Source organism: uncultured Cardiobacterium sp. (assembly GCF_938028185.1).
Classification (GTDB): Bacteria; Pseudomonadota; Gammaproteobacteria; order Cardiobacteriales; family Cardiobacteriaceae; genus Cardiobacterium.
Genome location: NZ_CALJAH010000183.1, coordinates 1 through 6,574 on the forward strand (window position 1 = coordinate 1; position 6,574 = coordinate 6,574).

General features: G+C 60.1%; 6 protein-coding genes. 4 read left to right on the plus strand and 2 right to left on the minus strand.

The genetic code is table 11. The annotated features are described in order from the left end of the window. Positions 1 to 262 precede the first annotated feature (262 nt). On the plus strand, positions 263 to 562 hold the full coding sequence (locus tag Q0349_RS05285) for a SemiSWEET family transporter (protein ID WP_298079835.1): 300 nt from the start codon (positions 263 to 265) through the stop codon (positions 560 to 562). A gap of 127 nt (positions 563 to 689) precedes the next feature. On the opposite strand, the gene citC is transcribed toward Q0349_RS05285, so the two are convergent. Further along, the gene (citC, locus tag Q0349_RS05290; protein ID WP_298079836.1) at positions 690 to 1,697 is read right to left on the minus strand and encodes a [citrate (pro-3S)-lyase] ligase; all 1,008 of its coding nucleotides are present in this window, start codon (positions 1,695 to 1,697) and stop codon (positions 690 to 692) included. Further along, a complete protein-coding gene (locus Q0349_RS05295; protein ID WP_298079837.1) occupies positions 1,697 to 2,047 on the minus strand; it encodes an HIRAN domain-containing protein in 351 nt (116 codons plus the stop codon). Before Q0349_RS05295 ends, citC begins: the two co-directional genes overlap by 1 nt. Before the next feature lie 210 nt (positions 2,048 to 2,257). Between Q0349_RS05295 and trpS the strand changes: the two genes are divergently transcribed. The 3 genes from trpS (at position 2,258) to lepB (ending at position 6,544) form a co-directional block, all read left to right on the plus strand. Then, positions 2,258 to 3,268 (plus strand): tryptophan--tRNA ligase, encoded by a 1,011-nt coding sequence (gene trpS / locus Q0349_RS05300; RefSeq protein WP_298079838.1) that lies wholly within the window; start codon positions 2,258 to 2,260, stop codon positions 3,266 to 3,268. Positions 3,269 to 3,703: 435 nt separating this feature from the next. Further along, positions 3,704 to 5,509, plus strand: coding sequence for a translation elongation factor 4 (gene lepA / locus Q0349_RS05305; RefSeq protein ID WP_298079839.1), 1,806 nt, complete (start codon positions 3,704 to 3,706; stop codon positions 5,507 to 5,509). A gap of 12 nt (positions 5,510 to 5,521) precedes the next feature. After that, positions 5,522 to 6,544 (plus strand): signal peptidase I, encoded by a 1,023-nt coding sequence (lepB, locus tag Q0349_RS05310; RefSeq protein WP_298079840.1) that lies wholly within the window; start codon positions 5,522 to 5,524, stop codon positions 6,542 to 6,544. Positions 6,545 to 6,574 lie beyond the last annotated feature (30 nt).

The window sequence follows — 6,574 nt, forward strand, 5'->3', positions numbered from 1 at the left end:
GGTGAGCGATATGATTGATGAGCCGAAATTCCAATTTTTCAATTGATTGCTGCTCTCACTCCAATTCCTCTCCCAGAGGGACTGAAACAGCTCGCGCAGCGACAAGTATTGCTCGCACAACGAGAGAACCCCAACAAACCGAATGCCGAACATATTCCGTTGTTGGGTTACGCGCTGCGCGCTAACCCAACCTACAATAAAATCATCGTGTTATGACTAATTGTAAACGGCTCCCTAAAACCCACCACCCAAGGAGTTCCCCATGAAATTGCCCCGCTTCCTGCAATCCCGCAAAAAATGGCGCAAGCATCAAATCCATAACCTGATCGGCAGCATCGGCGCCGCGCTGGGTATCTTCGTCTTCCTCGCCTACATCCCGCAAATCAACGCCAACCTGCACGGCGCCAAGGCGCAGCCGTTGCAACCGCTGACCGCTGCCGTTTCCTGCGCCATCTGGGTCATGTACGGCTGGACGCAGGAGCCGAAAAAGGACTGGATACTCATCACGCCCAACGCCTGCGGTGTCATCCTCGGCCTGCTGACCTTTCTCACGGCGTTATAAGCGCCCGCCAAAAATCCGGTCTGGCACTTGTGCCCGACATTTTTGATGTCGGCCATGAATGGCGGACCTACGTTTGCTATATGAAAAAGCCCCTGCATGGCAGGGGCTCATCTTTTGGCGGTGCGGCTCAGGCGTCCAGCGCGGGCAGTTCGCCGCCTTGCAGGTAGGCAAAGGTCGTCGGCGGTACCAGCGGGCGCACCGCGTCAAGGTTGCCTGCCGCAATCAGTTCGCGCACGCGCGAGGCGCTGATGTAGGCGCCATCCGCGCGCAGGCGTTCGACGATTTCCAGCGCCAGCGGCGGCGCGGTGGCAAATTCTTGTTGCAGCGCTTCGTTATAAATGGCGGTCGCGGCGCTGTAGGGTTCGTGGCCGACGTAGCGTTTCGTGATACCGAGCGCGGGCGCGATGTGTTCCTTGAAGATGCGGGCGTCCAGCCGCGCCTGGATGGTGGTGACGTCGTCGTCTTCGCGCAGGAAGTAGGAGGGGAAGGTGGCGGCGGAGATGATGTAGTCGCCGGTCGGGTGGACGTGAACGTTTTTCAGCGGCGCGATGCCCGCCTGTACCAGCGCGAGGCGCACCGAGCCGGGGTAGTGCGACAGGTCTTCGCTTAATACGAACAGGTGGACGACGTCATTCTCGCGCGCCGCTTTTTCGACGAGGTAGCGGTGGCCGTTGGTGAACGGGTTGGCGTTCATGACGATGGCGGCGATGCGCCCGCCCGCGACGTATTCGCCGCGCAGGGTTTCCAGGTATTGTGGCAGACCGTGCAGCGCGTTTTCGAGGAAATACAGTTTGTCGTCAACGTGGGCGATTTCACGGAAGCCGAGCCAGGCGAAGGCGTCGCGCGCGGCTGCCTTGGTGTAAACGTAGCAGGCGTGGTATCCGGCGCGATGGACGTCGTTCATCAGCGCGCTCATCAGGGTGTTGAAGAGGCTGCCGCCCTGGTGTTCGTGGTCAATGGCAATACATTTCAGGATGTTGCGGTAGCGCGCGCCGGTGGCAATGAGCGTGCCGTCGTCGGCGTGGATGCCATAGACGGCGTCCAGATGGCTTTCACCACGGATGCCTTCGCGCGCGAGCAGTGCTTGCCAGGCGGCGCGGTCGGCAGCGATGCGCGCCGGAAAGAGTTGCTGCATCAGAGGTTTTTCCGCGGCGGGTAGATGTTGAATTTGACCCAGCGGTGTTCGTCGCTATGCGGGTCGATTTCGACGATTTTGCCGCAGAGTGTGTCGTGACGATCCAGCAGGCCTTGCAGGTCGCGCGCGTATTCGCTGGGGACGTAGCCGATTTTGTTGTGGTGCCAGAAAATCATCACGGCGTTGGCGTCGTGCGGGTTGTCCGGCTCGTGGCGCAGGTCAAGCAGGTCGCCGCGGTGCATGAGCGAGGCGAGGTCTTCGGCGCGATAGTACGCCAGCCCCGCAACCGGGACTTGTGCGACCACCGGCTGCGGCGCGCGGCGGAAGGTCTTTTTCAGAAATTTCCACATGGGGCGGGTATCCAAGATTAAAGTTTCGTGATTCTCCGTTAACTATAGCGAATATCGTGCCAATTGGCGATACTTGTCATCACCACCTGAACAAACATTTTTTCAAACCATCACCGCCTGCACTCAAAACCACAAGAATGCACATCTGCCGTCGCAGGCGGTCATTGCGCTTATAATCGCCGCATCATTCATTCACACCAGGAACCCTCCATGAGCCACAAACGCGTCTTGACCGGTATCACCACCACCGGCATCCCCCACCTCGGCAACTACGTCGGCGCGGTGCGCCCGGCGATTGCCGAAAGCCGCGCCAGCGGTGAAGAATCCTTCCTCTTCCTCGCCGACTACCACGGCATCATCAAATGCCACGACCCGGAGCAAATCCACCGCTCAACGCTCGCCGTCGCCGCCACCTGGCTCGCCTGCGGCCTTGACCCGGAAACCATCACCTTCTACCGCCAGTCGGACATCCCCGAAGTGCCGGAGCTGGCGTGGGTGTTCAACTGCGTCTGCGCCAAGGGGCTGATGAACCGCGCCCATGCCTACAAGGCGGCGGTTGATGCCAACGTCGCCGAAGGCAACACCGACCCCGACCACGGCATCTCGATGGGGCTGTTTTCCTATCCGGTGCTGATGGCGGCGGACATTCTCATCTTCAACGCCACCCACATTCCGGTCGGGCGCGACCAAATCCAGCACGTCGAAATGGCGCGCGACATCGCCGGACGCTTCAACCACCGCTACCGCGAGCTGTTCGTGCTGCCGGAAGCGGTGGTTGGCGAAGACGTGGCGCTGCTCACCGGGCTGGACGGACGCAAAATGAGCAAAAGCTACGGCAACACCATCGCCCTCTTTGAAGACGAAAAGGCGCTGCGCAAACAAATCATGAAAATCGTCACCAACTCACAGGAGCCGGGCGAGCCGAAAAACCCGGACGAATCCACCATCTTCGAGATTTACCGCTCCTTCTCCAGCCGCGACGAACAGGCAGCGATGCGTAGCCGCTACGCCGAGGGCATCGGCTGGGGCGACGCCAAACAGGCGCTGTTTGAACAAATCAACGCCGAACTGCGTGAGCCGCGCGAACGCTACCGCGAACTCACCGCCAACCCGGCGCGGATTGAAGACATCCTCCAGGCGGGCGCGGCCAAGGCGCGCAAACACACCCGGCCACTGTTGGACGCAGTACGCGACGCGGTCGGCATCCGGCCCTTGCGCTGAAATTCCGGGCGAGAGGCGGTTCGGCGCGAAGCCGAACCGCTTTTTTATGCGCGTCATTTTGCCGGGACGGGCGGCTGTGGATAACCCGGTGGATAACTCGCGCGATTTCGCCAAAAATCGCAATGCACACCGCCGGTTGCCTGCCATCACACAAACAGCGGTATCACAAAAATCATTGTAAAAACAATATACTGAAAGAAACCGCGGTAAACAAAGCGCTTTTTCTGCTTGCGCTCGCCGCCGCCGCGCCAGTAGCGGATTTGTGGATAACACCGCCCGAATGCCGCCCTGCCCGCCCGCCGCGTTTATCCCCAAAAAATGTGGACAACGCGACAGATAACGCCGCGTAGAGCCTTGTGTGGATTGCGGTAACTGTAAAGAGCGCGTGTGAAGCGGCTATAATGCCGCCCCTTTCAACCAGCCCCGAACCGCCCCATGCTTGAGCGCATCCGCAATTTCTCCATCATCGCCCACATTGACCACGGCAAATCCACGCTCTCCGACCGCTTCATCCAGATGTGCGGCGGCCTCTCCGAGCGCGAAATGGAGGCGCAGGTGCTGGATTCAATGGATTTGGAGCGCGAGCGCGGCATCACCATCAAGGCGCAGAGCGTCTCGCTCAATTACACCTCAAAGCGCGACGGCAAGACCTATCAGTTCAACTTCATCGACACCCCCGGCCACGTGGACTTCTCTTATGAGGTATCGCGTTCGCTTTATGCCTGCGAGGGCGCGCTGCTGGTGGTGGACGCGGCGCAGGGGGTGGAGGCGCAGTCTGTTGCGAACTGCTACACCGCCATCGAGCAGAACCTGGAAGTGTTGCCCGTTCTGAACAAGATTGACCTGCCGTCCGCCGAACCGGAGCGGGTGATGGAGGAAATCGAGGAAATCATCGGCCTGGACACGGCGGAAACGCTGAAAGTGAGCGCAAAAACCGGCGAGGGTATCGCAGACCTGCTGGAGCAGATTATCGAGAAAATCCCCGCGCCAACGGGCGACCCGGACGCGCCGGTGAAGGCGCTGATTATCGACTCGTGGTTTGACAGCTACGTCGGCGTGGTGTCGCTGGTGCGCGTCTTCGACGGCACGCTCAAGGTCAAGCAGAAAATGCGGGTGATGAGCAGCGGCGACGAGCATCTCATCACCAAGCTCGGCATCTTCACGCCGAAGGCGCAAGACCGCAGCGAGCTGCGCGCGGGCGAAGTCGGCTTTGTCATCGCCGGCATCAAGGACATCAACGGCGCGCCGGTCGGCGATACCCTGACTGACGCCGCCCGCCCCACCGCCGAACGCCTGCCCGGCTTCCAGAAAGTACAACCGCGCGTTTTCGCCGGGCTGTTCCCGGTGGAATCGGACGATTATGAAGACCTGCGCGAGGCACTCGCCAAGCTGCGCCTGAACGACGCCTCACTCTTCTACGAGCCGGAAACCTCGCAAGCGCTTGGCTTCGGCTTCCGCTGCGGTTTCCTCGGAATGCTGCACATGGAAATCGTTCAGGAGCGGCTGGAGCGCGAATACGACCTTGACCTCATCACCACCGCGCCGACGGTTGTCTATGAAGTGGAAACCACCGCTGGCGAAACGCTGCACATCGACAATCCGAGCAAACTGCCCGCCACCAACCACATCGCCGAAATCCGCGAACCCATCATCGTCGCCAACATCCTCATGCCGAAAGAATACGTCGGCGCGGTGCTGGGACTGTGCATCGAAAAACGCGGCGTACAAAAAGATATGCAATATGCCGGACACCAAGTGCAACTGCGCTGCGAAATGCCGATGAGCGAAGTGGTGCTGGATTTCTTCGACCGCCTCAAATCCGTGTCGCGCGGCTTCGCCTCATTCGAGTACGAATTTCTCCGCTTCGACCCGGCCAACCTCGTCCGCCTGGACGTCCTCATCAACGGCGACAAAGTGGACTCGCTCTCCATCATCATCCACCGCGAGCACGCCCAATCACGCGGGCGCGACCTGGTAGAAAGAATGCGCGACCTCATCCCCCGGCAAATGTTTGAAGTCGCCATCCAGGCGGCGATTGGCAACCAAATCATCGCCCGCTCCACCGTCAAAGCCCTGCGCAAAAACGTGCTGGCCAAATGCTACGGCGGCGACGTCACCCGCAAACGCAAACTGCTGGAAAAACAAAAAGCGGGCAAAAAACGGATGAAACAAGTAGGCAGCGTCGAAATCCCGCAAGAAGCCTTCCTCGCCGTCCTCAAAGTCGATAACAACAGCAACTAAGGAAAACCGCACATGAACACCCTCCAGAACATCCTCGCCGGATTCATGACCCACTTCGAGCTCATCCTCACCCTCACCGTCCTCCTCTGCCTCGGCTTCTACATCATCGACAGCTTCAGCTACCGCAAAATGCGCCGCCACCTCTACCGCGTCTTCAAACGCGGCGAAGAAACCCAGGAAGACCGCATCACCTACGCCAACCGCCTCGCCACCATCATCCAGAGCGCCAAAGGTGTGCCGCGCCGCCACCAAAAAGCCTTCGACCGCGCGCAGCACAAACTCACCCAGCAGGAGCCGCTCAAGGGCGCCGAACTCTACTGGACCAAGCACCCCGTTTACCCCAAAGAAAAAACCATCGAATTCTTCAGCGGCATGTTCTGGGTGCTGTTCATCGTCTGGTTCATCCGCTCCTTCATGTGGGAGCCGTTCCGCATTCCCTCCGGCTCGATGGAGCCGAACCTCTACGACGGCGACTTCATCCTCACCAGCAAATACAGCTACGGCATCAAACTGCCCGTATTGCGCACGACCCTCATCCCGACAGGCAGCGTGCAGCGCGGCGACGTCGTCGTCTTCCGCTACCCGAACGACCCCAACCTGCACTACATCAAACGCATCATCGGCCTGCCCGGCGACCACATCCGCTACGACCACGACCACGTCTGGATTAACGACGAAGAACAGCCGCTGCTGCCAACCGGCGAGACCCGCGAAGTGGCACGCAACTACGGCGAGCACACCTTCCACATCCCCGCTGCCATCTACGAAGAAACGCTGACCGGCTACGGCAACCACCGCGCCCAACTCTACCCCGAAAACCCGAACAACCGCCCCGGCATGGCCGAAGGCAGCCTGACCGTGCCGACGGGACACTACTTCGTCATGGGCGACAACCGCGACGACAGCGAAGACAGCCGCGCCTGGGGCTTCGTCCCCGAAGCGAACCTGGTCGGCAAAGCGACCATTATCTGGATGAACAGCAACTGCATCCTCGGCAAAGGCGACTGCGACCACATCGGCAAAAGCATCCGCTAAAGAAAAGCCCCTCCCCCTGTGGGGGAGGGG